General features: G+C 64.3%; 2 protein-coding genes. Both read right to left on the bottom strand.

Annotated features, from left to right (window positions below):
• On the bottom strand, positions 1–336 hold a 336-nt coding region (locus tag U870_RS24165; protein ID WP_115644487.1), incomplete at its 3' end, for a DUF3263 domain-containing protein.
• Positions 337–339: 3 nt separating this feature from the next.
• Positions 340–801: DUF7666 domain-containing protein (locus tag U870_RS23445; protein ID WP_205288812.1), on the bottom strand; the 462-nt coding region annotated here is incomplete at its 5' end.

The raw sequence follows: 801 nt of genomic DNA on the forward strand, positions 1-801 counted from the left end.
CGCAGCCATGACGCGCAGGATCCGGTTGACCGTATGGGGGTCGATCTCGCGTGCGGCGGCTTCGTTGGTCGTGATGAGGTAGCGGAGGTGCTGGTAGTAGCGGGCCGCTGTCACGTTGAACCGTTCCCGGATCCGCGACTCCTTCGGGCCTGACGCTCGGGAATCGGGGTTCGCGGCTTCAAATGCGAGGAGGGCTGCCAGATCGTCGAAGTCCGGGTGATTGTCGCCGCTCGTCTTCCGGGCTTCGAGAACAACGGTGCTGCGGCGAGCGCGGGCGTTGTCTCGGTTGGCGCGTGTTTTGTCTGCTCGTGTTTCGGGTTCGGGTAGGTAGTCCATGGGTTAGCCGATCGGGTTTCCGTCGATGTCGACCTCGGCGAGTACCCGCACGGTCTTCGCTTTCAGCTTGGGGACGCTGGTGCCGTTGCCGTCGATGATGGTGAGGTCGGTGAGCTTCACCGCGCACTTGAGGAACCGGGTGGCGGTGCTGTAGTAGTAGCGGGCGTGGTGTGGGCGCGGGGACAGGTGGAGGCCGTTGCCGCAGGCATCGCGCGGGTCCCAGTCGGGTGCGGTGACGGTTTCACCGATCGGGTAGGCGAAACCACGCCCGGACTTCAGATCGTCATCGACTGCTTTGTAGACGATGACTTCACCGTCCTGGATGTCGGTGCCGTGGTAGGCGGCCCACTGGGTGACGTCACTGCGGTCGATAGCGGACACGTCGATGATGACGCCACCAGCATGGGTAACCCGGGCCGAGAACAGGTGCACAGCGACATAAGCCGACGCCCTGACGGTGGCCGA

It is taken from the genome of Leifsonia aquatica H1aii (genome assembly GCF_000633535.1).
In the GTDB taxonomy this organism is placed as follows: Bacteria; Actinomycetota; Actinomycetes; order Actinomycetales; family Microbacteriaceae; genus Leifsonia; species Leifsonia aquatica_A.